Origin of the sequence: uncultured Rothia sp. (assembly GCF_916715725.1) — a bacterium.
In the GTDB taxonomy this organism is placed as follows: domain Bacteria; phylum Actinomycetota; class Actinomycetes; order Actinomycetales; family Micrococcaceae; genus Rothia.
This window is the reverse complement of record NZ_CAKAPD010000010.1, coordinates 1-22,567: the sequence shown is the minus strand read 5'-3', so window position 1 is coordinate 22,567 and position 22,567 is coordinate 1. Positions and strand designations below refer to the sequence as shown.

At 62.5% G+C, this 22,567-nt stretch carries 15 protein-coding genes and 1 riboswitch; of the genes, 11 read left to right on the top strand and 4 right to left on the bottom strand.

Features of this window, described 5'->3' with window-relative positions:
• The first annotated feature begins 433 nt into the window (after positions 1 to 433).
• On the top strand, positions 434 to 1,909 hold the full coding sequence (locus QZ822_RS06595; RefSeq protein WP_294643467.1) for an amino acid permease: 1,476 nt from the start codon (positions 434 to 436) through the stop codon (positions 1,907 to 1,909).
• 192 nt (positions 1,910 to 2,101) lie between these two features.
• Here the strand turns inward: QZ822_RS06595 and QZ822_RS06590 are convergent, their stop codons facing one another.
• On the bottom strand, positions 2,102 to 3,727 hold the full coding sequence (locus QZ822_RS06590) for a dehydrogenase (protein WP_294643466.1): 1,626 nt from the start codon (positions 3,725 to 3,727) through the stop codon (positions 2,102 to 2,104).
• Between the two features lie 412 nt (positions 3,728 to 4,139).
• On the opposite strand from QZ822_RS06590, the gene QZ822_RS06585 reads away from it, so the two are divergent.
• Positions 4,140 to 6,689 (top strand): helix-hairpin-helix domain-containing protein, encoded by a 2,550-nt coding sequence (locus QZ822_RS06585; RefSeq protein ID WP_294643465.1) that lies wholly within the window; start codon positions 4,140 to 4,142, stop codon positions 6,687 to 6,689.
• 169 nt (positions 6,690 to 6,858) lie between these two features.
• On the opposite strand, the gene QZ822_RS06580 is transcribed toward QZ822_RS06585, so the two are convergent.
• Both QZ822_RS06580 and QZ822_RS06575 read right to left on the bottom strand, forming a co-directional pair.
• Complete coding sequence (locus QZ822_RS06580; protein WP_294643463.1) at positions 6,859 to 7,695, bottom strand: aldo/keto reductase; 837 nt, start codon at positions 7,693 to 7,695, stop codon at positions 6,859 to 6,861.
• Between the two features lie 219 nt (positions 7,696 to 7,914).
• Entirely contained in the window at positions 7,915 to 12,060 is a 4,146-nt protein-coding gene (locus tag QZ822_RS06575; protein ID WP_294643461.1) for a DEAD/DEAH box helicase, read from the bottom strand.
• On the opposite strand from QZ822_RS06575, the gene QZ822_RS06570 reads away from it, so the two are divergent.
• The 4 genes from QZ822_RS06570 to QZ822_RS06555 all read left to right on the top strand — a co-directional run bounded on the left by QZ822_RS06570 (position 12,040) and on the right by QZ822_RS06555 (position 15,803).
• A complete protein-coding gene (locus QZ822_RS06570) occupies positions 12,040 to 12,270 on the top strand; it encodes a hypothetical protein (protein WP_294643459.1) in 231 nt (76 codons plus the stop codon). The genes QZ822_RS06575 and QZ822_RS06570 overlap by 21 nt on opposite strands.
• 56 nt (positions 12,271 to 12,326) lie before the next feature.
• Positions 12,327 to 12,461, top strand: a riboswitch (SAM riboswitch).
• Positions 12,462 to 12,496: 35 nt separating this feature from the next.
• Positions 12,497 to 12,724, top strand: coding sequence for a hypothetical protein (locus QZ822_RS06565; protein WP_005506796.1), 228 nt, complete (start codon positions 12,497 to 12,499; stop codon positions 12,722 to 12,724).
• Between the two features lie 10 nt (positions 12,725 to 12,734).
• Entirely contained in the window at positions 12,735 to 13,169 is a 435-nt protein-coding gene (locus QZ822_RS06560) for a plasmid stabilization protein (protein WP_294643458.1), read from the top strand.
• 129 nt (positions 13,170 to 13,298) lie between these two features.
• The gene (locus tag QZ822_RS06555) at positions 13,299 to 15,803 is read left to right on the top strand and encodes a DUF6350 family protein (protein ID WP_294643455.1); all 2,505 of its coding nucleotides are present in this window, start codon (positions 13,299 to 13,301) and stop codon (positions 15,801 to 15,803) included.
• A gap of 12 nt (positions 15,804 to 15,815) precedes the next feature.
• Here the strand turns inward: QZ822_RS06555 and QZ822_RS06550 are convergent, their stop codons facing one another.
• Positions 15,816 to 16,406, bottom strand: coding sequence for a 4-hydroxyphenylpyruvate dioxygenase (locus tag QZ822_RS06550; protein WP_294643454.1), 591 nt, complete (start codon positions 16,404 to 16,406; stop codon positions 15,816 to 15,818).
• 257 nt (positions 16,407 to 16,663) lie between these two features.
• On the opposite strand from QZ822_RS06550, the gene purN reads away from it, so the two are divergent.
• The 5 genes from purN to QZ822_RS06525 all read left to right on the top strand — a co-directional run bounded on the left by purN (position 16,664) and on the right by QZ822_RS06525 (position 22,509).
• The gene (gene purN / locus QZ822_RS06545) at positions 16,664 to 17,245 is read left to right on the top strand and encodes a phosphoribosylglycinamide formyltransferase (RefSeq protein WP_294643534.1); all 582 of its coding nucleotides are present in this window, start codon (positions 16,664 to 16,666) and stop codon (positions 17,243 to 17,245) included.
• Between the two features lie 210 nt (positions 17,246 to 17,455).
• A complete protein-coding gene (gene purH / locus QZ822_RS06540) occupies positions 17,456 to 19,066 on the top strand; it encodes a bifunctional phosphoribosylaminoimidazolecarboxamide formyltransferase/IMP cyclohydrolase (protein ID WP_294643452.1) in 1,611 nt (536 codons plus the stop codon).
• A 225-nt stretch (positions 19,067 to 19,291) separates the two neighbouring features.
• Positions 19,292 to 19,873 carry a TetR/AcrR family transcriptional regulator gene (locus tag QZ822_RS06535; RefSeq protein WP_005506809.1) on the top strand — a complete coding sequence of 194 codons (582 nt, stop codon included), beginning with the start codon at positions 19,292 to 19,294 and terminating at the stop codon, positions 19,871 to 19,873.
• 276 nt (positions 19,874 to 20,149) lie between these two features.
• On the top strand, positions 20,150 to 21,424 hold the full coding sequence (glyA, locus tag QZ822_RS06530) for a serine hydroxymethyltransferase (RefSeq protein WP_049354978.1): 1,275 nt from the start codon (positions 20,150 to 20,152) through the stop codon (positions 21,422 to 21,424).
• 206 nt (positions 21,425 to 21,630) lie between these two features.
• On the top strand, positions 21,631 to 22,509 hold the full coding sequence (locus tag QZ822_RS06525) for a bifunctional methylenetetrahydrofolate dehydrogenase/methenyltetrahydrofolate cyclohydrolase (RefSeq protein WP_294603980.1): 879 nt from the start codon (positions 21,631 to 21,633) through the stop codon (positions 22,507 to 22,509).
• Positions 22,510 to 22,567: the final 58 nt, after the last annotated feature.

The window sequence follows — 22,567 nt, the reverse complement described above, 5'->3', positions numbered from 1 at the left end:
TGCTCCGGTAGTGCTGTGTGTAAGCCCCGTTTCTGCATTCTTTTAGGATGTGGAGGCGGGGCTTTCGCGTGCCCTCGTGCCTGCCTGTTTACGTTCGGTACGGCATTTTTTACGCCGCTTGATATGACGTGAATAATAGAAATAGGTCACATTTTTGCCGTAAATCCTGTTTTCTTGCACTTAACACCTGTAGAATAACTATCCAAGTAGCTGCGAGAGCTCCCAGAAAAACTTCGCGTTAGTCGATAGCGTGACACTTCCGAGTACCGCGCAGTAGCTGGCATAGAGCCCCAGCCTCGCCCCGAAATCCGGGGCCGCCCCGCAAAGCAAATGGCCGCATAAACATACAGTGACTGTGCCTGCTGCGTTTAATAATTCTTATTCCAGTAGTGGCACAAGCGGTACGGGGTACAACCGCTGAAAAGAGGACGTCGTGACTGAACAGAACAACGTCACCCTGAATTCGAAAGCTCCCGAGCAGGGAGAGCGACTACACCGCGGTCTAAGCAACCGCCACATCCAGCTCATCGCCATCGGCGGTGCCATCGGCACCGGCCTGTTCATGGGCTCCGGCCGCGCTATCTCCATGGCAGGGCCATCCGTCATCTTCGTGTACATGCTCATTGGCGCCGTCATCTTCCTGGTGCTGCGAGCCATGGGCGAGATCCTGCTCTCCAACCTGAGGTACAAGTCCTTCTCCGACTTCACCACCGACCTGGTCGGCCCCATGGGTGGATTCTTCCTCGGCTGGTCCTACTGGTTCATGTGGGTGGTCACCGCCGTCGCGGACATCATCGCAATTGTTGGCTACCTGCGTCTGTGGTGGCCCGACCTGCAGGCATGGATTCCGGCGCTCGCCGTCATCGGCGTTCTGCTGACCCTGAACCTGGTGTCCGTGAAGAACTTCGGTGAAATCGAATTCTGGTTCTCCATGATTAAGATTGTCGCCATCGTTGCCCTGATTATTGTTGGTGGCGCCATGGTCGCTATCGGCTTCACCTCACCCAGCGGCGCGCAGGCATCCGTCGCAAACCTCTGGAATGACGGCGGCATGTTCCCCAACCACCTGATTGGCTTCCTCGGCGCGTTCCAGATTGCCGTCTTCGCGTTCATGGGCTCCGAGCTGGTCGGTACCACCGCTGCAGAAACCAAGGACCCCGAAAAGACCCTGCCCAGGGCAATCAACGCCGTGCCGGTACGTATTATGGTCTTCTACGTGGGTGCGCTCGTCACCATCCTGATGGTTACCCCCTGGCGCCTCGTCAGCCCCGATAGGAGCCCCTTCGTCGCCATGTTCACCCTGGCGGGCCTGGGTATCGCCGCGCACATCATCAACTTCGTGGTGATTACCAGCGCAACCTCCTCGGCGAACTCCGGTATCTTCTCCACCTCGCGCATGGCATTCGGTCTGGCGCGCGAGCGCAGCGCCCCGCAGTTCCTGGGCAAGATCTCTAAGAACGGTGTGCCGCGTAACGCGCTGTTCCTCTCGGCCGTGATGATGCTGTCCTCCATCGTGCTGCTCTACGCGGGTGACTCGATTTCTAGCGCGTTCAACCTGGTCACCACCGTGGCTGCGGTACTCGTGATTTTCGCGTGGGCGATGATCATGGTCAGCTACCTGATGTACCGCAAGAAGTTCCCGTCACGTCACGAGAAGTCGAAGTTCCGCCTGCCCGGCGGCCGTTTCTCCGCCTGGCTGTCGCTGGTATTCTTCGCCTTCACCATCGGTGTGCTGACCATGGATGAAGAAACCCTCAGGGGTCTGCTCGCGATGCCCGTCTGGTTCGCGATTCTCGGTATCGGCTGGTTCTTCAAGCGTCGCGCGGATGCACGCCGCCACGAGGCGATTTCGACCCGCACCGCGCAGATTGCGATTGTGGAGGCGTCCGAAATCTTCTCGGCACGCTAGGCAACTAGGCTAGGTAATCAGGCTAGGTAACCACGCTCAGCCACGCCGGCTATCGGTACCGGCTACCAGCGCATGCATAAAGCCCGCGTCACCTACTCCTTATCGGGAGTGGGGACGCGGGCTTTCGCTCTCTCAAGATGAGCCCGAGAGGCTCGCGGGAGTGCGAGCTTAGACGGATACTTAGACGGCTGCTTAGACGGACGCCGTCTCAGCCTCTTCAGCGAGCGGGTCGTTGTCATCATCGGTGCGGTAGAAATCCCAGCGTTCACAACCGCAACCGGAACGCATCGCCTCGATGACGGCGGCAGCAACCTCCAGCGGGTCGAGCGCGTGCAGATTCCACAGCGCATGCACCGGTACCGGGTGCCTCCAGCCGTGCTCCTGCAGGAACTCCGGGTCGAAGGCGGGTAGCGCCTCGGCGGTGGGTTCGAGCTCGCAGAGAAAGCCGGTGGGAGAGCGGAAGACCGTCACCACGGGGGTCGGGTCGGCGTCTTCCAAGCAGGCGCCGTCGAAGAAGTAGTAGGTGCTCAGGCGGCGGTTCCAAGCAAGCTGCGCGAGGCGTTCGCCGAAGACATCCACCGTCTGCTCCCACTGGGTGCGATGGTACGCCGCCAGGTCGGTGTGGGCGGTCTGCACCACGCCGATGCCCTGCTCGGTGAGTTCGCGGGCGCTCAGACGCGCGGGCTCTGTGGGTTCTGCCGGCTCTGCGGGAGCGTCCGCGGGGGAGTTGTCCGCGGGGGAATTGTCGGGGGTATCCAGCTCTGCTAGTTCTGCCTCGGTGAGCTCTGTGTTAGACAGCTCAGCGCTAGTCAGCTCAGCGCTAGTGAGCTCAGCGTCGAGGAGCTCAAGCTCCTCAGCGGCACTTGCTTCAGCGGCACTCGCCTCAGCAGCTGCGTTTGCTTCATTCCTGGTCCACAGGCGCAACTCGCGGGCAATCTGTGCGCGTCCGCGATGCAGGGTCGCCTGCCAGGAACCGAACTTGGCGCGTACCGCACCCAGCGGCGGCACCTGCTCAATGAGCGTGGGAATGGTAGACCAGTAGCCGTAGTTCAGCGCCGTCGGCTCGCGGTCGTAGCGGGCACAATAGCTCAAAAACAGGCTCAGAGTCTTCGGCGCAAAATCCTCGGGTACCGCCGCGGCGTCAATGTACCACTCGTTTTCGAGCGCCTCCGCCGGGTAAATGCCGGTGCGGAGCATACCCAAGGACCAGTTGCCGTCACCGAGGTAATCGTTCGCGGTCTGAACCGGTGCCGGCCACGCCGATTCGCCCTCCATGCTTGAGGCAAGCAGGGTGTAGAGGCTACCGCCCTCGGTGCCGATTTCTTTCACGCCGCGTTGCCGGATGTCCTCGAGGGTCTGCGCGTACGCCTCTTCGTCCAGCTGGGAGTAAGGGTGCGCGGCAAGGTACTTGAGCGTTGCACCAATCTTCGCCAGAATGTGGGCGATGTCTTCGCTGCTGAAGTGGCGCGCCTCCAACGCGGGCGGCAGGTCGTGGATAATATCGCAATCAAGAATCAGCGCCGTGTACTCGGGCTCCGGGGGCAGATCGTAGGCTTCCGCGAAAACATACCAGAGGCCGCAGGCGAGCACCGTGTAGCTCGGGGCCTCTGCCGTGACCGGACCAAACTGCCAGATACCGGAGTTCAGCGCATAGTTCAGATGCTTCTTGTTGATGTGCGGGTACAGAAAGTTGAGGCGGCGGAGAACCTGGCTAGGGGTGAACCCCAGCGCGGCGAGTTCAGCGATAAGTTCTGCGTACTCGTCGTGAAAATCTAAGTAGCCCTCCGGAGCGTTTGATAGCGCGGCTTGTTCGCGCATGGGTCCCTCTTTCATCTGCGGGATGTGGCGGCACCTTGTCGCACCGTGCCGCCGAAACCCTGAATGTGTGTACGCAGATAAGGGCGTTTGCGTGGTGTGATGCCACCCCTTATCTGCACGAATAAAAGATATTTTTTCAAAAAATATGCTCTTTTATCTAAATTTATCGCTCAAACTTACCACTATTCAAATACGTGCACCCTCAACACGGTTTCTTACGTAAAGATGACAGCGTTTAGCGAACCCACAGGGCAAAATATGAACAAAGAGCCGTATTCTGCACTAGAAAATGCGGTGGAAAAATACGCTCACCCGCACCCGCACAGGGGAGCGCAATACGCCCCGCACTGACTCTACCCTCAGCATCACCGCTCAACCCGTGAGCCGCGGCGAAATATGCGAAACTGGAAGGATGAGCGAACACCCCCTCCCGAGCAGCATCCGCCCGCGCGCGAATCGAGCTGCAGACCCCGCGCCCAGCAGCGCCGCACACCGCGAAAAACACGAAACCGGTGGCGCAGCTGAGCCGCCCGCCGAGCACCTCATCAACGCGCTCGCCGTAGAAACCGGCATCGCGCCGCACCGCATCCGCGCAGCCGTGGCGCTACTCGACGCCGACAACTCCGTGCCCTTCATCGCCCGCTACCGCAAAGAAGCAACGGGCGCACTCACCGACACCCAGCTGCGCACCATCCAGTCGCGCCTGGGTCAGCTCCGCGCCCTCGAAGAGCGCCGCAACCGCGTGCTCGAAGCGCTCACCGAACGCGCCGACGAAGGCCTCATCGACCCGCTCACCCTGCTGCAGCTGCGTTCCTCGCTCATGAACGCCGCCACTATCGCAGACGTGAACGCCATCTACGCCCCGTACCGCAGCGAGCGCGTGACCCGCGCTCAGATGGCGCGTGCCGCCGGGCTTGATTCCCTCGTCGAAGACCTGCTGGAGGTGCCCCTCGCCGAGGCGCACGCCATTGCCGCCGCGTACATCACCGACGGCACCGAAGACGACGAGGACGACGAGGATGAGGGCATTGAGGCTGCAGAGGCGGACGAAGCCCTGCAGATTCACAGCGCCGAAGAGGCCCTCGACGGTGCCCGTGCGATCCTGATTGACCGCGCCCTCACCGACCCGGTGCTGAGCGAAAAGCTCCTCAAGCGCCTGCGTGAGAGTGGCGTGATTGAGTCCCGTGTGATTGCCGGTCAGGAAAGCATCGGCGCGAAGTTCTCCGACTATTTCGCCTTCTCTGACCGTATTCGTTCCATTCCGCCGCACCGCGTGCTGGCACTACACCGCGCCAAGGACGCCGGCGTGGTGCGCCTCAAGGTGGATGTGGCACCCGCCCCCGTGGCACTCAGTCGCCTGCGTGGTGCCGCCCGCGCCGAAGCTGAGGCCGCCGCCGAAAATTACGAGAACGTCCGTTCTGCATACGAGCGTGAAGTCGCCGCCGCGCTACGCATCCCCGTGCAGGTGCTCAACACCGTCGACGACGAAGACCGCGTACTCGGCTGGCTCGCCGCCACCGTCCGCACCGCATGGCGCAGCCACCTGCGCCCGCGCCTTGCCGAACGCATCCGCCACCAGCTACTCGACGCCGCCGCACAGCACGCCACCGAGGTGTTCGCCTCCAACCTGCGCGATATTCTGCTCGCCGCACCCGCCGGACACAAGACCACCCTCGGCCTGGATCCGGGCCTGCGCCACGGCGTGAAATACGCCGTAGTTGACGGCACAGGTGAGCCGCTGCGCGTGGGCACCGTCTACCCGCACGCCCCGCGCAACCAATGGGCAGAAGCACTGCGCGAGCTCGCCGCCGCCTGCCGCGAGCACGGCGTGGAACTCATCGCCATTGGCAACGGCACCGCAAGCCGCGAAACCGACAAGCTCGCCAGCGAACTGATTCGCACCCTGCGTGAGGAAGGCGTAGAAGCCCCCCAGAAGGTGACCGTCTCCGAGGCGGGCGCCTCCGTCTACTCCGCCTCCGCCCTCGCCGCTGCCGAGCTGCCCGACTACGACGTGACCGTACGCGGCGCCGTCTCCATCGCGCGCCGCCTGCAGGACCCGCTCGCCGAGCTCGTCAAAATCGACCCGCAGTCCATCGGCGTGGGCCAGTACCAGCACGACGTGCCGCCCGCCGCCCTGCGCCGCGCCCTCAACGACACCGTCGAAGACTGCGTGAACGCCGTGGGCGTGAACCTCAACAGCGCCTCCGTGCAGCTGCTCGCGCACGTGGCGGGTGTGGGTACCGCAACCGCCGAACGCATCGTCGCCTACCGCACCGAGCACGGCCCCTTTGCGAACCGCCGGCAGCTGCTAAACGTGCCGCGACTGGGCGCGAAAACCTTCCGCCAGGCGGCAGGATTCATTCGCATCCGCGGCGGTGAGGAGCCGCTGGACGCCTCCGCCGTGCACCCTGAGGCGTACCCGCTCGCGCGCCGCATTATTGCCGACGCGCAGGCACGCAACGGCGCCCACTGGGTTGCCGGCGCCCTGGGTACCTCGGATGGAACCGACCCGCTCGCCGGGCTGAACCCCGCCGACTACGTGCAGGACAGCCACGAGCAGGACAAACGCGGGCAGGGCAGTCACGAGCAGAAAAGCGCGGAAGAAGGCACCGCCGGCGTGTACACGGTCGAGGACATCTTCACCGAGCTACGCCGCCCCGGCCTGGACCCGCGCGGTAGCTTCCGCACCGCCCGCTTCTCCGAATCCGTCTCGCACTTCGAGGACGTACGCCCCGGCATGGTGCTCGAGGGCACCGTCTCAAACGTGGCGGCGTTCGGCGCGTTCGTGGATATTGGTGTGCATCAGGACGGCCTCGTACACATCTCGCAGATGAGCCGCGGCTACGTGGCGAACCCGCACGACATTGTGCGCAGCGGCGACATCGTGCAGGTGCGCGTGGTGGAGGTTGACCCGGCGCGCCGCCGCATCTCCCTCTCCCTGCTGGTCGAGGACGAGAACTAGCGGGCGAGAGCTAGATACAGAGCGCTCGCCGACTTATTGGGCAATCCAAGAATGAGCGTTCGCTAAAAATTCAGCTTCCGCAAGAGTGCACAAAAGCCCCGACAAGCACTATCTGTGCCTGTCGGGGCTTTATTTAGGTGTGTATCGAGCTATACGCCCGAGCTACACCTTAGAAGTCAATATTCGCCGGGTCAGCGCCAATACGACCCTCGGGGGTGGACAGCGCATCCACAGCCGCGATGTCCTCAGCGGTCAGGTTCACGTTCACCGACGCCAGGTTCTCCTCAATACGGGAGGGGGTCACGGACTTCGGGATAGCCACGGTGCCCTTAGCCAGGTGCCACGCCAACACGACCTGTGCGGGGGCTGCGCCGTGGCGCTCCGCAATCTCAGCCAGCACGGGGTTCTGCAGCAGATCGCTACCGTTGCCCAGCGGGCTCCACGCCTGAGTCGCGATGCCGTACTCGGCGTGAACGGCGCGCAGCGCCTCCTGCGAGAAGTAGGGGTGCAGCTCAATCTGGTGGATGACCGGAACCACGCCGGTCTCCTCGATAATCTCGCGCAGCTGCTCCTCGGGGAAGTTCGAAACACCAATCGAACGGACCTTACCCTGCTTCTGCAGCTCAATCAGCGCACGCCAGGAATCCAGGTACAGGCCCTGCTGCGGCTTAGCCCAGTGAATCAGGTACAGGTCAACGTAGTCGGTACCCAGCTTCTCCAGGGAAGCCTCGAACGCCTCAAACGCGCTCTCGTAACCCTGGTCAGAGTTCCACAGCTTAGTGGTGAGGAAGATGTCCTCGCGAGCCACGTCGGAGTTAGCGATAGCGCGGCCCACGCCCGCCTCGTTGCCGTAGATAGCGGCGGTGTCGATGTGGCGGTAGCCAATCTCCAGCGCGGTGCCCACAACCTTCTCGGCGACCTCGTCCTCAACCTGCCACACGCCGTAGCCCAGCTGCGGAATGGATCGGCCGTCGTTGAACTTTACGTTGGGTACGTTGTAGCTCATGATGCTCCTTATGGAATCTATGGGGAGGCGGCGCCTCCGTAAGCAGTCCTACAAGGCTACGCCTCAGAGCCCCCGTTGAGAAGAGCCACAGCGGAATCGGACGTGAATCTAGCCCGAGGCGTAACCACGTGACGAAAAATGACGGGCGCCAGAAATAGCGCCAGACTCGAAGGCTGCCGCTCAGGCTGGAGGGCGGCTACCGCTCAGATTGGAGAGCGGCTATCGCTCGACAGCCGGCGCAAAGAGCTCACGCACATCCTCAGCCGTCACCGCCGCGGAGGCGAACTCGCCCTCACCGACCACCGCATCGAAGAGCGCGGCCTTCGACTCCTTGAGCTGCATGACCTTCTCCTCAATCGTGCCCTCAGCGACCAGGCGGTAGACGTGCACCTCCTTGTCCTGGCCGATGCGGTGAATACGGTCCACCGCCTGCTGCTCGGCGGCGGGGTTCCACCACGGATCCATGATGAACACGTGGTCCGCCTCGGTCAGGTTCAGACCGAAACCGCCAGCCTTGAGCGAAATGAGGAACACCGGCTCCTGACCGCTCGTGAACGCTTCGATGACCTCGGCACGGTTGCGGGTCGAACCATCCAGGTACAGGTGACCGATGCCCTCCTCCGCCAGGCGCGCCGAAATGCTCTTGAGGTAGCCGGTGAACTGGCTGAACACCAGCACGCGGTGGCCCTTCTCGAGTAGGTCGGGTAACTGCTGAACCAGGTAGTCGCGCTTGACCGAGGACACCCCGGCGTAGGCTTCCGGGTCAATCAGCGCGGCATCAAGCGCTAGACGGCGCAGCAGGGTCAGCGACTGGAAGATCGTGAACCGGTTCTTGTCCATGTCCTCCAGCAGACCCAGCACCTTCTGGCGTTCACGCTGCAGATGCGTGTCATAGATGCGGCGGTGACCGGCAGCCAGCGGCAGGTTCACGCGCGTATCGTTCTTCGCCGGAAGCTCCGCTGCCACCAGCTCCTTGGTGCGGCGCAGCATGAGGGGGCGGATGCGCCGGCGCAGACGAGCAGCCGTCGCCGCGGCGTGCGCCGGGTCCTCACCGGACTCCGCCGGGCGAGCGTACAGGTCACGGAACGCGCGGGCGGAAGGGAACAGACCGTCCGCCACAATTGCTAGCAGTGCCCACAGCTCCATGAGGTTGTTCTCAATGGGCGTGCCGGTCATCGCGATCTTGGTGCGGGCGGGCATCGCGCGGGCGATGGACCAGGCGCGGGTGCCGGTGTTTTTGACGAATTGCGCCTCGTCCAGCAGGAGCGCACCCCAGCCTTCGGGGGCAGAGAGTTCGCCCGTGGATTCGTCAACGGTGCAGCCCAGCGTGCGGGCGTAGTCGGTGTACGCGTCCTCGTCCATGCGCAGCAGCGTGTAGCTGGTCAGCACCAGGTGAGCCCCCGCGATGCGCTCAGCCAGCGGGGTCTTACCGGCGGTGGTTTCGGTGATGGTCACGACCTTCGCCTCGGGTAGGAATCGCTCAGCCTCTGCCGCCCAGTTGGCGATTACGGAGGTCGGCGCAACCACGAGGAAGGGCGCGAACGGCTCGACGCTCTCACCGCGCCCGGCAGTATGTTCGGAGGCGGTACGTTCGGAGGCAGCACGCTCGGAGGCGGCACGATGCTCCTCGATCGCGTGGGCGAGCAGGGCGAGAGCCTGCACGGTCTTACCCAGACCCATATCGTCAGCGAGAATACCGCCCAGCCGCTGCTCATACAAGAACGACAGCCACTGGAAACCCTCCACCTGGTAGGGGCGCAGGGTCGCCTGCAGACCGGCGGGTACCGGGCGCTGAGCAATCACCCGACGGGAAGCCTTCTGCGGCGCGGGGGAACCATGAGCACCCTTGTCAGATGCTTTTTCAGCACCCTTTTCGGTGCTCTCTTCGGTATCCTCCAGGCCCTCAACTAGCTCCAGCAGCGAACGCACCTGAGCATCCCAGCGTGCGGTCGTATGCACGCTCGCCGCCAGCGACTCCAGCTCAGAGAACAGCCCCGCCTGGTGACGGTTAATGCGCAGCTCACCGCCCGCATCGTCGAGTTCGCGAGCCTCCGCAATGAGGGTGCGCAGGGTCTTAAACTCGGGTCGACGCAGCGAGAAATAGGTGCCGTTACCGAGCAGAATACGGTCCGCCCCGCGGTCGAGCGCCTCAAAAATCTGTGCGAACGGCACGGTCCAATTGTTGACCTTCACCGCAATGCCCAGGCCGAACCAGTCGCGAGAATTGCCCTCGCTCACGGTGATTTCAATGAGCGCGTCGGTTGCCTCCACGAACTGTGGCGGGGTGCCGTTAAAACGCACCTGAACAGCGGAAACACGGCGAAGTTTCGGCAGAATCGCGCTGAGCAGCTCGCGGGTTTCCCAGCCTTCGATGCGGCGCTCTTCCAGCCCGGAAAGCGCCGGGTGGGCGGCAAGAATGGCGCGCACCGAACGCAGTACGCGCGCCTCAAAACGCTCATCGCGAACCTCGCCGCCCTCTTCACCGGGGTAGCCGAAAACGGGCAGGGAGTACACATCGGAGAGGGCCGCAGGATTCTGTGCGCTCGCCTCCTCTGCACTGTCCTCCGCGAAGGGGCTCAGCGGGTACTCCCAATGCCAGCTCAGCTGCGCGTCGTGGCGTACCTGCTCGTCAAAGCTGATGTCAAGCACCAGATGCGGCGGCTTCACGCGCGGCAGCGCCAGCGCCGGATCGGGGGTCAGCGAAGGAATGGAGCGGCTGAGTGCGGGCAGGTATTCCTTCTGGAACGTGGCGCGTTCCGCGGCGGGAATATGCACGGTTCCGGCGCTAATGAGCGATTCAGAAGCGGCGTCGAGCGGCTCAACCAGGGGAATGAGCGCCAGCTCCACGCCCTCGGGCAGTTCGGGTACGGCGGGGGAGTAGCGCACCCGTTCACCCTGCGCCGGGTTGATGGTCGGGGTAGGTGGCTCAGCAGGTACCTCCCGCGCGTCCTTGTGTACGAAAGATTCGCGGCCCACTTCATCCAGCGCGCCGGGACGCACGGTCTTCCAGTGCACTGCCTTTGCCGCCTGCTCATACTCCTGCTGAGCGAGCCCGCCCAGAGCAAAGAAGCCGGTACGCGGGGTGCCGATGGGGTGGCAGTGCGCGGCGGGCAGCCAGAGCTGGCGCAGTAATTCGCCTTCGCGTCCTTCCCAGCTGAGCGCGGCTTGAAGCTGCAGGCCGGCGCCTTCTCCGGGTGTATCTTCTGCGGCGGCGGCGTGCAGGCGCACCTGTGCGGGGCTCAGCACGGCGTAGTTCACCTCGCGACCGTTGACGAGCAGAGGCAGGCCAATATCTTCCGCGCGGGCGAGTACATCCCAGAGCAGAGTGGAGGCAGATGCGCTAATCGAGATCCAGTCGCGGTGCGAGGAGTACATGTTCTGCCAGGGGCGGGCAATCGAGTAGAGTTCGGCGAAGAATCGTTCGTGTTCGGGGTAGATTTCGTGCCGCCCGACGGGTCCGCCCACGCTGGAGGCGAAGGTTTCCCAGCTGAGTCCGCCCTTGATCCAGCGTCCGGTTTTGGACGCCATGAGCGGGCGGGCGAGCAGGTTAATGCTGGGGGTTGCTCCGGGCATATTGCGGCCGCGCGCGTAGGATCCGGAGACGCTTAGCGAGAAATCCAGGGCGCCGCTCACGCGCATCGAATCAATGCCCGCAAGGTCCTGACGTGCGGAAAGAACGGAGGAGAGGTCGCGCCGCCATGCCGAGATTTTGGTGGCGGATGCCTCTGCCTGCAGGCCCGGGGAGGCGCCTAGCTCGTTGAGCGCAAAGCTTCCCTGGGGGTTTTCGGGCTCGGCAGCCTCCGCATTGGGTGCGGGTAGGTTCGCCGCGGTGGTGAGCGCACCGGAGGCGCGCAGTGCCGCGAGCGGGTCGGCGGCCTTCTTCGCCTCCGCAACGTCCGCGCTCTTTGAATCTGCGGGTCCCTTTGCCTCTGCCGCCTCCTTTGCCGCGGCACCGGGTACGCCGACCGGTCTGGGGTGTTCGCTGAGTGCCTTTTTCGCTACGGAGGCGCGGTCGAGCGCGGTGAGCATGAGCGCTACGGCGTGCTTGCAGTCGGTGAGCACGGGGCAGGTGCAGCGGGCGGTGAAGGTTGCGGAGCCGCTGACGGCGGGGAAGAAACGAATGGTCACTTCGTAGGGGATGATGGTGCTTCCGTTGACGAGCCCGGTGAGGGTTCGCTCGTCTTCGTCGTAGCTGTAGCGGATGACTTCGCGGTTGCGCTGGTAGGCGACGCCGCGCTGGTAGGTGCGGTGGCCGACCTGGCGAATGATCTGCGGTACGGTAACCGGAATTTCGGGGAAGGGGTTGTTGGCGCTCACCAGCTCATTATCGCGTATTGTGCGGGTATGCGCCTTGTTGCTGGTCATTTGCTGGCGGCTGCCGGGCTGGCTGTTGGACTGACTGCCGGGCTGGTTGCCGGGGTGACTATTGAGCGGTGGGTTGGGGTGTATTTTATATTTGTGGTGGGGGAGTTTTTAGCGCATAAAAACACCGGTATTCACATAAGATATTCCGCGCAGTATCAAAAATTCACCCCATTTAAAGCGCTCTCACAAGTAAAAACACTAATAATCTAAATCTCTTTCAAAAAACGCTTTACTTAACTTGAGAAAATGCTGTAAGCTAAACCCAGCTTCAAGAGTTTCGACTGATAAGCTCCGACTATGGTCGAACGCCAACCCCATGTTCACGGGTGGCTCGGATGACGAAGCGGTTTGTATTCACCACCGGAATAACCGGTGGTAATTGGTACAGACAAGAGCAACGCGAAAGGATCGCGCCACTCACGGCGCAGGTTGTCACATGTACAACGGCTCTGCAACCGAAGCAGCAATCTCTCTGAACCCCTCCCGCTCCTACCAGGAAAGCCTGCGTGCCGCAGCTGTCCCCGCGCGAGGCGGATACACCGCAGTCAGCATTGACGATTACTCCCGCATTTCTTCTAAGCGCGACGAGTTCCTGAACTTCCTTCTTCTGCCGAACCCCGAGGGCATCCCCGCTATTGAGTACGCCGGTCTGCGCGTAGCGTAGCATTAGGGGTATGAATTTCTCCGGTATGCTCCTGGACTCCGACGTTCTTGCGGAGATCCGCAAGGCGGATCCAGACCCCGCCGTGGTCGCTTTTCTGCGCCGCCGCTCGTTCCGGCACATGTACATTTCTGTGCTGAGCATTGGCGAGCTGAAGGGCCTGTACCCCTACCCGGAAACTGATCGCTGGATTACCGAACTTCTTGAGCGCTTTGGCGACCACGTTATTAATGTGGATGCGCGCGTGAGCCTCGAGTGGGCTGGTCGTCAGACGCCGCGCGGCATGCATGCCGTGGGTCGTGATGATGCCGGTCCGTTGCCTACCGCCGCCCTGGAGGGTCTGATGGCGGCGAGCGCGAGCGCCTATGATTTGGAGCTGATTTCTTCTAAGGCGCAGGTGTACCGTGCCTGGGGTGTTGAAGCTTCCAACCCGTGGACTGAGCAGTAAAACTTCACCTGATGCGCGTCCTCGCGTGCGCGTCTGGATGAATACCTGTGTGAATAGTTGTGAGAACCCGCTTTCGAGTGTTAATCGGAGGCGGGTTTCGTCGTTAATTCGTGGCATGATTGAAGGACGATGAAAAGCACCTCACCTATCTCGCGTTATTCCATGCCCATGCCTCTGTGGCTTCAGGGTGTTGTTGAGCTAATTGTTACTGCCCTGTTCTCTGCGCTTGCTGTGTTTGCGGCGATGTCTGCCGTGTGGGCGACCAAGGGTTTTGGCGACATGGAGTTTTCCTCCGTGGCCGCCATGTCGGCGCACCTGTGGCTTCTGATTCACGGTGTTCCTTTGGATCTTGCGGCTGCTTTTGGTGCTTCTGCCGGCACGATGACGCTGGTGCCGCTGGGTTTGAGTATTCTGCCTCTGCTGCTCTGTTATCGTTCGGGTCGTCGCTTGGCGCGTGCCTCGTATGAGGGTGAGTTTTTGATTCCGGTGCTGTCCGGTTCGGTGACTTATGCGCTGATTAGTTCGGCGATGTACGGTTGGGCGAGCCCGCATCCGCAGCCTCTTCAGGCGTTGAATGCTGCCCTGGTGCCTTTGGGTATTGTGGTGGCTGGTCTGATGTGGGGTGGCTACCGTGAGGCGCGTTCGCTCTCGCGCATGGTGGGTGTTGATACTGCGGAGCAGATTTCGCAGATGAGTCAGTATTCGCGTTGGGCGGGTTCGTACGCTTGGGCTGTGGTGCGTGCTGCGGTGGTTGCTTTTGTGGCGCTGGTCGGTCTGGGTGCGGTGCTTTTGGGTATCGGTATTTTGGCGGGTTGGTCGCAGATTGTTGCCACCTACCAGGAGCTGCATGCGGGTGCTGTGGGTGATACTGCGGTGACTTTGCTACAGCTGGGTTTTTTGCCGAACCTGGTGATTTATGCGATTGCGTGGTCGACCGGTGCCGGTTTCTCCTTTGGTGCGGGTACCTCGGTTGGTTTGACCAGTAGTGATGTTGGTACTTTGCCGATGCTTCCGATTCTGGGTGCTGTGCCCGAGTCGATGGGCACGTTCGGTCTGGTAGGCCTGCTGGTGCCGCTGGGTGCCGGTGCGATTGCTGGCTGGTGGTTCTTGCGTGAGGGTGAGGATCACCTGGATGAGTGGGTTGCTCTGAAGGTTCCGTTCCGCCCGCTGTCTGCGCTGATTTCTGCGGTGGTGCTGGGCGTGATGACCGGTATTATGACGTCGTTTGGTGCCCTGTGGCTGGGCTGGATTTCGTACGGCTCTCTGGGTATTGGTCGTTTTACGGAGGTTGGTGCTGAGCCGCTGACTTTTGCGGCGCATACCGCGTTGACGGTGGGTGCCGGCGTGACTTTCGGTATGTTGCTGAGCCGCGCCCTGGTGCCGGATAGCAGCCGTGAGCTGCCTCGTTTTGCGGATGAGCGCCCGAACCTGGGTGAGCGTCTGATGAGTTTTACTGCCTCGACTCGTGAGCGTTTTGCACAGGGCCGTGAGCATTTTGCGGAGCGTCGTGAGCAGCGTGCGCAGGAGCGTGCGGAGCGTATGGAGCGTGAGGCTGAGGAAGCGGCCGCACGTGAAGCCGCTGAGCGTGAAGCTGCAGAGCGTGAGGCTGAGGAAGTCGCCGCTCGTGAGGCTACAGAGCGTGAAGCAGCTGAGCGCGAGGCGGAAGAGACGGCACGCGCGGAGGCTTCCGAGAACGTTGTTGAGGCCGAGCTGTCTGTAGCATCTGAGCAGTCTGTTGTGTCTGAGGTGGCGACCGGTCATGTTCCGGTGCATCCGCAGGAGCCGGTGGTTGCCGTCCCCGTGGAGGCGACCGAGCAGCTGGCGCAGCGTGCGGCGGCGGACGCTTTCGCTGAGATTGTTGCAGAGCGCGAAGAGGTGGCTGAAGAGCCCGCCTCCGAAGAGGCTACTGCTGAAGAGAGCCCCGCTGAGCAGTACGAGCCGATTGAGGCCGTTCAGCAGGTCGATTACCTGCACTCTGCCCACGCTGACTCTGCCCACGTTGACTCTGCGCAGGCGGAGGATTACGAGAGCATTGAAGCATCTGTTGAGCCTGCCTCGCACACCGAGTACGAGCGCAACACCTACGATCCCGCCGTGTACGCTCATGACCCCTCCGAGGAGGAGACTCGCGAACTGATTCAGGAGCCCGTCTACGAGACTGCCGAACCTGTGGCTACTGAGCGTGAGAACGCTGTTGAAGAGCCTGCGGAGCAGGCGCCGCGTCCGAAGGGCCGAGCGAGCCGCATTATGGCGTACTTCGGCTTTGGTATTGAACAGCCCGCCGCAGCGCAAGGTACCGAGCCGACTGAGGGTTCCCACACTGAACCCGCCCCGCAGGATTCCGCTCAGGACCGCGCGCTTGAGCGTGCGCAGAAGCGCGAGGCGAAGAAAGCGGCCAAGGCGGCACGCAAGAAGCAGAAGAACGACCTAGAACGTGATTTTGTGGATCGCGAGCTGGATGTCCTCTCTGCCGATCAGGCGATGAGCCGCATCTTTGAGGTTCGTAGCCAGACCGGCATCCTTCCGCTGGTGACCGATGAGGCGTCTACCGTGGAACTGCCCCCGCTGGATGTCAGCTCCTCGAAGTCCCAGGGCTCTAATGCGCAGGGTTCTAACGCCCGCAAGAAGAACTAGCGCGCAGAACCCCTAACGAGCTGCAGAAGAGCTAGAGCTGGACGTGCCGGTGAGCTTGTCCATCGTGCCCTGGAACTTCTGGTCGCAGGTGTACATGTCGGTCTGGGTCAGCGCGGCGGCGCGGCACTCGCGGTACTCCTGCGCGCCGGGCATGAGGGCAAGACCGATGCCGCCAAGCAGGGTCATCGCACCGTAGATAATGCTGACGCCCGCGGCAATGTAGAAGAACCAGGGGCCGCGGTAGACCGCGGTGCGCACGATCGCAATAATGCTCAGGGTAATGCCGGCGAGCGCGAAGAGGAAGAGCGCCAAGAAAAGCGGCATCGTGGAGAGCACGAAGGAAGACGCCGCAAAAATCACCAGCGCGGCAGCAATCAGCATGAGCGAGGTGCGAATATTCGCTTTCTGCTGTTCGATGGGGTCGATGGGCTTGCGCGGCTTCTTACCCTGAGGTCCTCGATGCTGCGGCATCATGTTTTGCGGTGCCTGCTGCGGCGCTCGCGGCGGAACCTGCTGGTTCTGCGGTGCACCGTTGTTCGGGGTGGGCTGCTGCGGTGCGTTGTTCGGTGCGTTGTTTGGAGTGTTCTGCGGGGGAGTAGACATACCTATAAGGGTACCGTCCCGTGCGCCCGCGACCTATTGAGTATGCGGCCTATTGAGTTCGCGACCTGTTGAGTTTGCGTCCGGCAAACCCCGGTGGACCCCCATGAACCCCCATGAACTCCAGTGAAACCCGGTGAGGATTTGTCCCGCCGGGGTTTCTTTGTGCTCACCTTTGGGCTTTGGGTGCGTTGTGAACCTCTTACCCCTTTGGATAAGGGTGTGAGACGGGTTATACTAGTCGGGTGCGAATTGTGGTTATGGTATCCGGCTCCGGAACGAATCTTCAGTCCATCCTCGACGCTGTAGCAGCGGGCGAGCTTCCCCTCGACATTGCGGCTGTTGGCGCCGACAAGCCCTGTCTGGGTATTGAACGTGCCCAGGCGGCGGGTGTACCCACCTTCCTGGTGCAGCCCGGCGACTACGCCGACCGCCCCTCCTGGAACCGCGCCCTCGAAGAGAAGATTGCCTCCTACGAGCCCGATTACATCGTGTTCGCCGGCTTCATGCGCATCGTGGATGCGCAGCTGGTCGAGCGCTTCAGCAACCGCATTATCAACACCCACCCCGCCCTGCTGCCCTCCTTCCCGGGTGCGCACGGCGTGCGTGACGCCCTGGCGCACGGTGTGAAGATTACCGGCCTGACCGTCCACTTTGTGGATGCGGGCGTTGACACCGGCCCCATCCTGGCGCAGGCCGCCGTGCCCGTGCTCGACGGCGATACCGAAGAGACCCTGCACGAACGCATCAAGGTGCAGGAGCGCCGCCTGCTCGTGCAGACCATCGCGTCTCTCGCTGAATCCCACGGCACTGAATCCCGCGGCACTGCATCTGACAGCTAATTCCGCCCACTAGATTCCCGCGGCGGAATGAGCTGAGCTCAAACCCCGCCGCCCACACACGTTCCGTTGTGCCCATTCGACGCGCTCACCTTAGCGTCACGCACAGCGGCGGGAATACCCCCACACATGCCCTGCCTATCCGGGCATGCTACGTCCATCCACCAGCTGTGCCGCCGAGAACCGGCGCACGTCTAAAGCATCGGAGTATTTGTGTCTCTCATTGAGCTCGATCGCGTGCCCCTGCGCCGCGCCCTCATTTCCGTCTACGACAAGACCGGTCTGGAGGAGTTCGCCCGCGGCCTGCACGAGGCTGGCGTCGCGCTGGTCTCCACCGGCTCCACTGCATCCACCATCGCGGCAGCAGGCGTACCCGTCACCGAGGTCACCGAAGTGACCGGTTTCCCCGAGTGCCTCGAAGGCCGCGTGAAGACCCTGCACCCGCGCATCCACGCCGGTATTCTGGCGGACCGCCGCAAGCAGGAGCACATCGACACCCTTGAAGAGCTGGACGTTGAGGCGTTCGACCTGGTGGTTGTGAACCTGTACCCCTTCGTTGAGACCGTCGCATCCGGCGCCGATCAGGACGCCATCATCGAGAAGATCGATATTGGTGGCCCCTCCATGGTTCGCGCTGCCGCGAAGAACCACGACGCCGTCGCTATTGTTGTAGACCCCGCCGACTACGCGCGCACCGTTGAGGCCGCTAAGAACGGTGGCTTCTCCCTGGACGAGCGCCGCCGCCTTGCTGCTGGCGCATTCGCCCACACCGCCGCATACGACACCGCTGTGGCTACCTGGACCGCATCCCAGTTCCTGCAGGATGAGGACGCTAACTTCTGGCCCCCGTACGCTGGCCTGGGCTTTGAGCGCAGCGAGACCCTGCGTTACGGCGAGAACCCGCACCAGCGTGCTGCCCTGTACGTTGACCCCGCCGCTGCCCCCGGCATTGCTCAGGCGGAGCAGGTGCACGGTAAGGCGATGAGCTACAACAACTACGTTGATGCTGACGCCGCTCTGCGTGCCGCTTACGACTTCGACGAGCCAGCTGTTGCCGTTATCAAGCACAACAACCCCTGCGGTATTGCTGTGGCAACCCCCGGCGCGGCTGACCCGATTGCGGACGCTCACGCGAAGGCGCACGCATGCGACCCGCTGTCCGCATACGGTGGCGTGATTGCCGCTAACCGCCCGGTGACCGCCGCTATGGCTCAGACCGTCAAGGGCATCTTCACCGAGGTTGTCGTGGCTCCCGGCTTCGAGCCCGAGGCGCTGGAGATCCTGCGCGAGAAGAAGAACCTGCGCCTGCTGGTTCTGCCCGAGAACTTCGCCCGTGAGGCTATCGAGTACCGCCCCATTTCCGGTGGCGCACTCTTCCAGGAGGCTGACCGCCTGCAGGCTGAGGGTGACGACCCGAAGAACTGGACCCTGGTCGCCGGTGAGGCAGCTGACGAGGCAACCCTGCGCGACCTCGAGTTCGCCTGGCGTGCACTGCGTTCGCCCAAGTCCAACGCTATTCTGCTTGCCGATAACGGTGCCGCAGTGGGCATCGGCATGGGCCAGGTGAACCGCGTGGACTCCTGCAAGCTTTCGGTGGAGCGCGCGAACACCCTCGGCGGTGAAGGTAACGAGCGTGCCCGCGGTGCGGTTGCCGCATCCGACGCGTTCTTCCCCTTCGCTGACGGCCTGCAGGTTCTGCTGGACGCCGGCGTGCGTGCCGTCGTGCACCCGGGCGGTTCGATCCGCGACGAGGAAGTTATCGAGGCGGCTAAGGCTGCTGGCGTGACCATGTACCTGACCGGTACCCGCCACTTCTTCCACTAAACATGTGTAGCGGGCTCAGTACGCGCTGAGCTACCTGCTGTGAGCGGGGCATCCTGGGGTAAACCCGGGGTGCCCTGCTTTTATACCGGGTGCCCGTGCATCCGTATTGTGGGCACTCATATTTATAGAATTTTTGCTCTATTTTGCGCCGGATTTGCGCATGAGGGCGCGTCAACGGCGACCAGGATGCGCACGGATTGGCTAAAAGTTCGCTAGGATTAGGTTGTGCCTAAAGTCAGCGAAGAATACAAAAAGAACAGGCGTTCTCAGATTGTAGAGACCGCCCGCGAATGCTTCATCAAGCACGGTTATCAGAAGGCTTCGATGAGCGATATTATTGCGGCCACCGGCCTGTCTGCTGGAGCGATTTATAACCACTTCTCCTCTAAGGATGAGATCATCCTGGCGGCAGCCCGCATGGACATGGCGCCCTTCGACCGCATCCGCGCCGAACAGCCCTGGGACTACGTGTTCGGGTGCCTGAAGGTGCTGGACACCCCCAAGATTCGCCGTCACCTGCTCGTCACCTGGGGCGAGGCCGTAGCAATGCCGCAGCTGGCGACCGTGGTGTCTGAGCAGCTGAGCTACCTGCGCGATCAGTCCCTGGAGCGCTACCGCGCCTGGGGTGCCGCTGAGCTGGACTTCACCGAAGAGGAGCTTGAAGAGTGGCTGACCGTTATCGGTGCCGCGGTGCTGTCGGTGCTGACCGGTTACGTGGTGCAGACCCAGCTGGTGGCTGGCGGTAAGAAGGAGAGCGCTCGTGAGGCGTACCTGGAGTATGCTTCCGCTATCCTGCGTCAGGCGTAGGGTGTGTAGACCCGCTTAACGGCCGCCGATAAGCCTGAAGGGCGGTTTATGCGCCCTACTGTGGCGGTGTAAAACTTCATCGTGATGCTTTGTAAAGCCCGTTTTCCTTCTCGAAGGAAAGCGGGCTTTACGGTATTATGAGGTGTAGCTCATATTTTTTCATTCAGGGTTTTCAGCTGGAGGCGCGCGCCGCCTCCTAAAGACCGCCCGGCGCACGCCGCGGCAACCCCGATGATGAGCGACCGAAGATAACGCAAAAACACTCCCAGGAGCGTAATGTCCGAGCAGAAGATCCTCGAGATGCCCCTCGCCGACCTCGACCCCGAGGTTGCAGAAGCCATTGAGCTGGAGCGCAAGCGCCAGCAGAACACCCTCGAGATGATTGCATCCGAGAACTTCGTCCCCCGTGCCGTCCTCGAAAGCCAGGGCTCGGTACTGACCAACAAGTACGCTGAGGGTTACCCCGGCCGCCGCTACTACGGCGGCTGCGAATTCGTCGACATCGTTGAGTCCCTCGCTATCTCTCGCGTGAAGGAACTCTTCGGCGCAGAGCACGCGAACGTTCAGCCCCACTCCGGCGCGCAGGCGAACAACGCCGTCATGCACGCACTGCTGAACCCCGGCGACACCATCATGGGCCTGTCCCTGGCACACGGTGGCCACCTGACCCACGGTATGAAGCTGAACGTCTCCGGCAAGCTGTACAACGTTGTTGCGTACAGCGTGGATGAGAACGGCCGCGTTGACATGGATCAGGTGCGTGAACTGGCGCTGGCTGAGCGTCCCAAGCTGATTATTGCCGGCTGGTCCGCATACCCTCGTCAGCTGGACTTCGCCGCATTCCGCGCGATTGCCGACGAAATCGGCGCATACCTGTGGGTGGACATGGCTCACTTCGCTGGTCTGGTGGCTGCGGGTCTGCACCCGAACCCCGTCCCGCACGCACACGTGGTGTCCTCCACCGTGCACAAGACCCTGGGCGGCCCCCGCTCCGGCTTCATCCTCTGCACCGAGGAACTGAAGAAGAAGATTGACTCCGCTGTGTTCCCCGGCCAGCAGGGCGGCCCGCTCATGCACGTGATTGCTGCGAAGGCTACCGCATTCAAGGTTGCCGCATCTGACGCGTTCAAGGACCGTCAGAAGCGCACCGTTGAGGGCGCACAGATCCTGGCGAACCGCCTGCTGCAGCAGGACGTGAAGGACGCCGGCGTTTCGATCGCATCCGGCGGTACCGACGTTCACCTGGTGCTCGTTGACCTGCGCAACCACGCCCTCAACGGCAAGGAAGCAGAAGACCTGCTGCACGATGCCGGTATTACCGTCAACCGTAACGCTGTGCCGAACGACCCGCGCCCGCCGATGGTGACCTCCGGTCTGCGTATCGGTACCCCCGCGCTGGCGACCCGCGGCTTCGACGCCGAGGGCTTCACCGAGGTTGCAGACATTATCGCTTCCGTACTGCTGCCGAACCCGGACATTGCGGCACTGCGCGCCCGCGTTGAGGCACTGTGCGCTAAGTACCCCCTCTACCAGGGCAGCGAGAACTGGTAGACCCATGAATAACCCCGTTCGCGCATCCGCCTGTGTGGCTGATGCGCGGGCGGGGTTATTTCGCCCTCTTACTTTTTTGCGGCTCTACCCGCTACATCCGTTGAAGGAGGTAGTGGGGGAGTGGCACCTCTAGGCACACACCCTAGAACTCAACACACAGACCATCCGTTTCGGCGAACCCGCCGCAATCTATGGAAGGAAAAACAATGCCCCAGATTCTAGACGGTAACGCAACCGCTGCCGCCATCAAGGCGGAGCTGAAGGAGCGCGTCGAGGCGCTCAAGGCTAAGGGTATTACCCCCGGCCTGGGTACCGTCCTGGTCGGTGACGACCCGGCATCCCGCTCGTACGTGGGCGCTAAGCACCGCGACTGCGCAGAGATCGGTATTAACTCCATCCGCGTGGACCTGCCCGGTGACATCACCCAGGAAGAGCTCGACGCAGAGATTGACAAGTTGAACAATGACCCGGCGTGCACCAGCTACATTGTGCAGCTGCCCCTGCCCAAGCACCTGGACACCAACCGCGTGCTCGAGCGCATCGCCCCCGAGAAGGACGCTGACGGCCTGCACCCGACCAACCTCGGCAAGCTCGTGCTGAACGTTTCTGAGCCGCTGGATTCCCCGCTTCCTTGCACCCCCAACGGTGTCATTGAGCTGGTGAAGCGCCACGGCATCGACTGGAACGGCAAGAACGTTGTGGTGCTCGGCCGCGGCATTACCGTGGGCCGCCCGCTGGGCCTGTTGCTGACCCGCCGCGAGGTGAACGCAACCGCAACCCTGGCGCACACCGGTACCGAGAACCTGGACGAGGTGCTGCGCGAGGCAGACGTTATTGTCGCCGCTGTGGGTGTTCCGCACGTGCTGAAGGCTCACCAGGTCAAGGACGGCGCAATCCTGCTGGACGTTGGTGTTTCCCGCGCTGAGGACCCGGAGACCGGCAAGAAGAAACTCTTCGGCGATGTCTCCCCGGAGGCCGCTGAGAAGGCGTCCTGGGTTTCCCCGAACCCCGGTGGCGTGGGCCCGATGACCCGCGCGGAGCTGCTGGTGAACGTGGTGGAGACCGCGGAGCGTCAGGCAGCATAAGGCTCGCAGCATTTCAGAGCTGATAACTCAAAAGGGCGGTGCCCCGGTAGATTGTTCT

What these genes read in the sequence shown, in the direction of transcription:
- QZ822_RS06580 (WP_294643463.1), bottom strand. Translation starts at nt 7,695, where the DNA reads ATGAGCTACAACGTACCCAACGTAAAGTTCAACGACGGCCGATCCATT.
- glyA (WP_049354978.1), top strand. Translation starts at nt 20,150, where the DNA reads ATGTCCGAGCAGAAGATCCTCGAGATGCCCCTCGCCGACCTCGACCCC.
- QZ822_RS06565 (WP_005506796.1), top strand. Translation starts at nt 12,497, where the DNA reads ATGTACAACGGCTCTGCAACCGAAGCAGCAATCTCTCTGAACCCCTCC.
- QZ822_RS06525 (WP_294603980.1), top strand. Translation starts at nt 21,631, where the DNA reads ATGCCCCAGATTCTAGACGGTAACGCAACCGCTGCCGCCATCAAGGCG.
- QZ822_RS06570 (WP_294643459.1), top strand. Translation starts at nt 12,040, where the DNA reads ATGCGCCTTGTTGCTGGTCATTTGCTGGCGGCTGCCGGGCTGGCTGTT.
- QZ822_RS06560 (WP_294643458.1), top strand. Translation starts at nt 12,735, where the DNA reads ATGAATTTCTCCGGTATGCTCCTGGACTCCGACGTTCTTGCGGAGATC.
- QZ822_RS06585 (WP_294643465.1), top strand. Translation starts at nt 4,140, where the DNA reads ATGAGCGAACACCCCCTCCCGAGCAGCATCCGCCCGCGCGCGAATCGA.
- QZ822_RS06590 (WP_294643466.1), bottom strand. Translation starts at nt 3,727, where the DNA reads ATGCGCGAACAAGCCGCGCTATCAAACGCTCCGGAGGGCTACTTAGAT.
- purN (WP_294643534.1), top strand. Translation starts at nt 16,664, where the DNA reads ATGGTATCCGGCTCCGGAACGAATCTTCAGTCCATCCTCGACGCTGTA.
- QZ822_RS06550 (WP_294643454.1), bottom strand. Translation starts at nt 16,406, where the DNA reads ATGTCTACTCCCCCGCAGAACACTCCAAACAACGCACCGAACAACGCA.
- QZ822_RS06575 (WP_294643461.1), bottom strand. Translation starts at nt 12,060, where the DNA reads ATGACCAGCAACAAGGCGCATACCCGCACAATACGCGATAATGAGCTG.
- QZ822_RS06555 (WP_294643455.1), top strand. Translation starts at nt 13,299, where the DNA reads ATGAAAAGCACCTCACCTATCTCGCGTTATTCCATGCCCATGCCTCTG.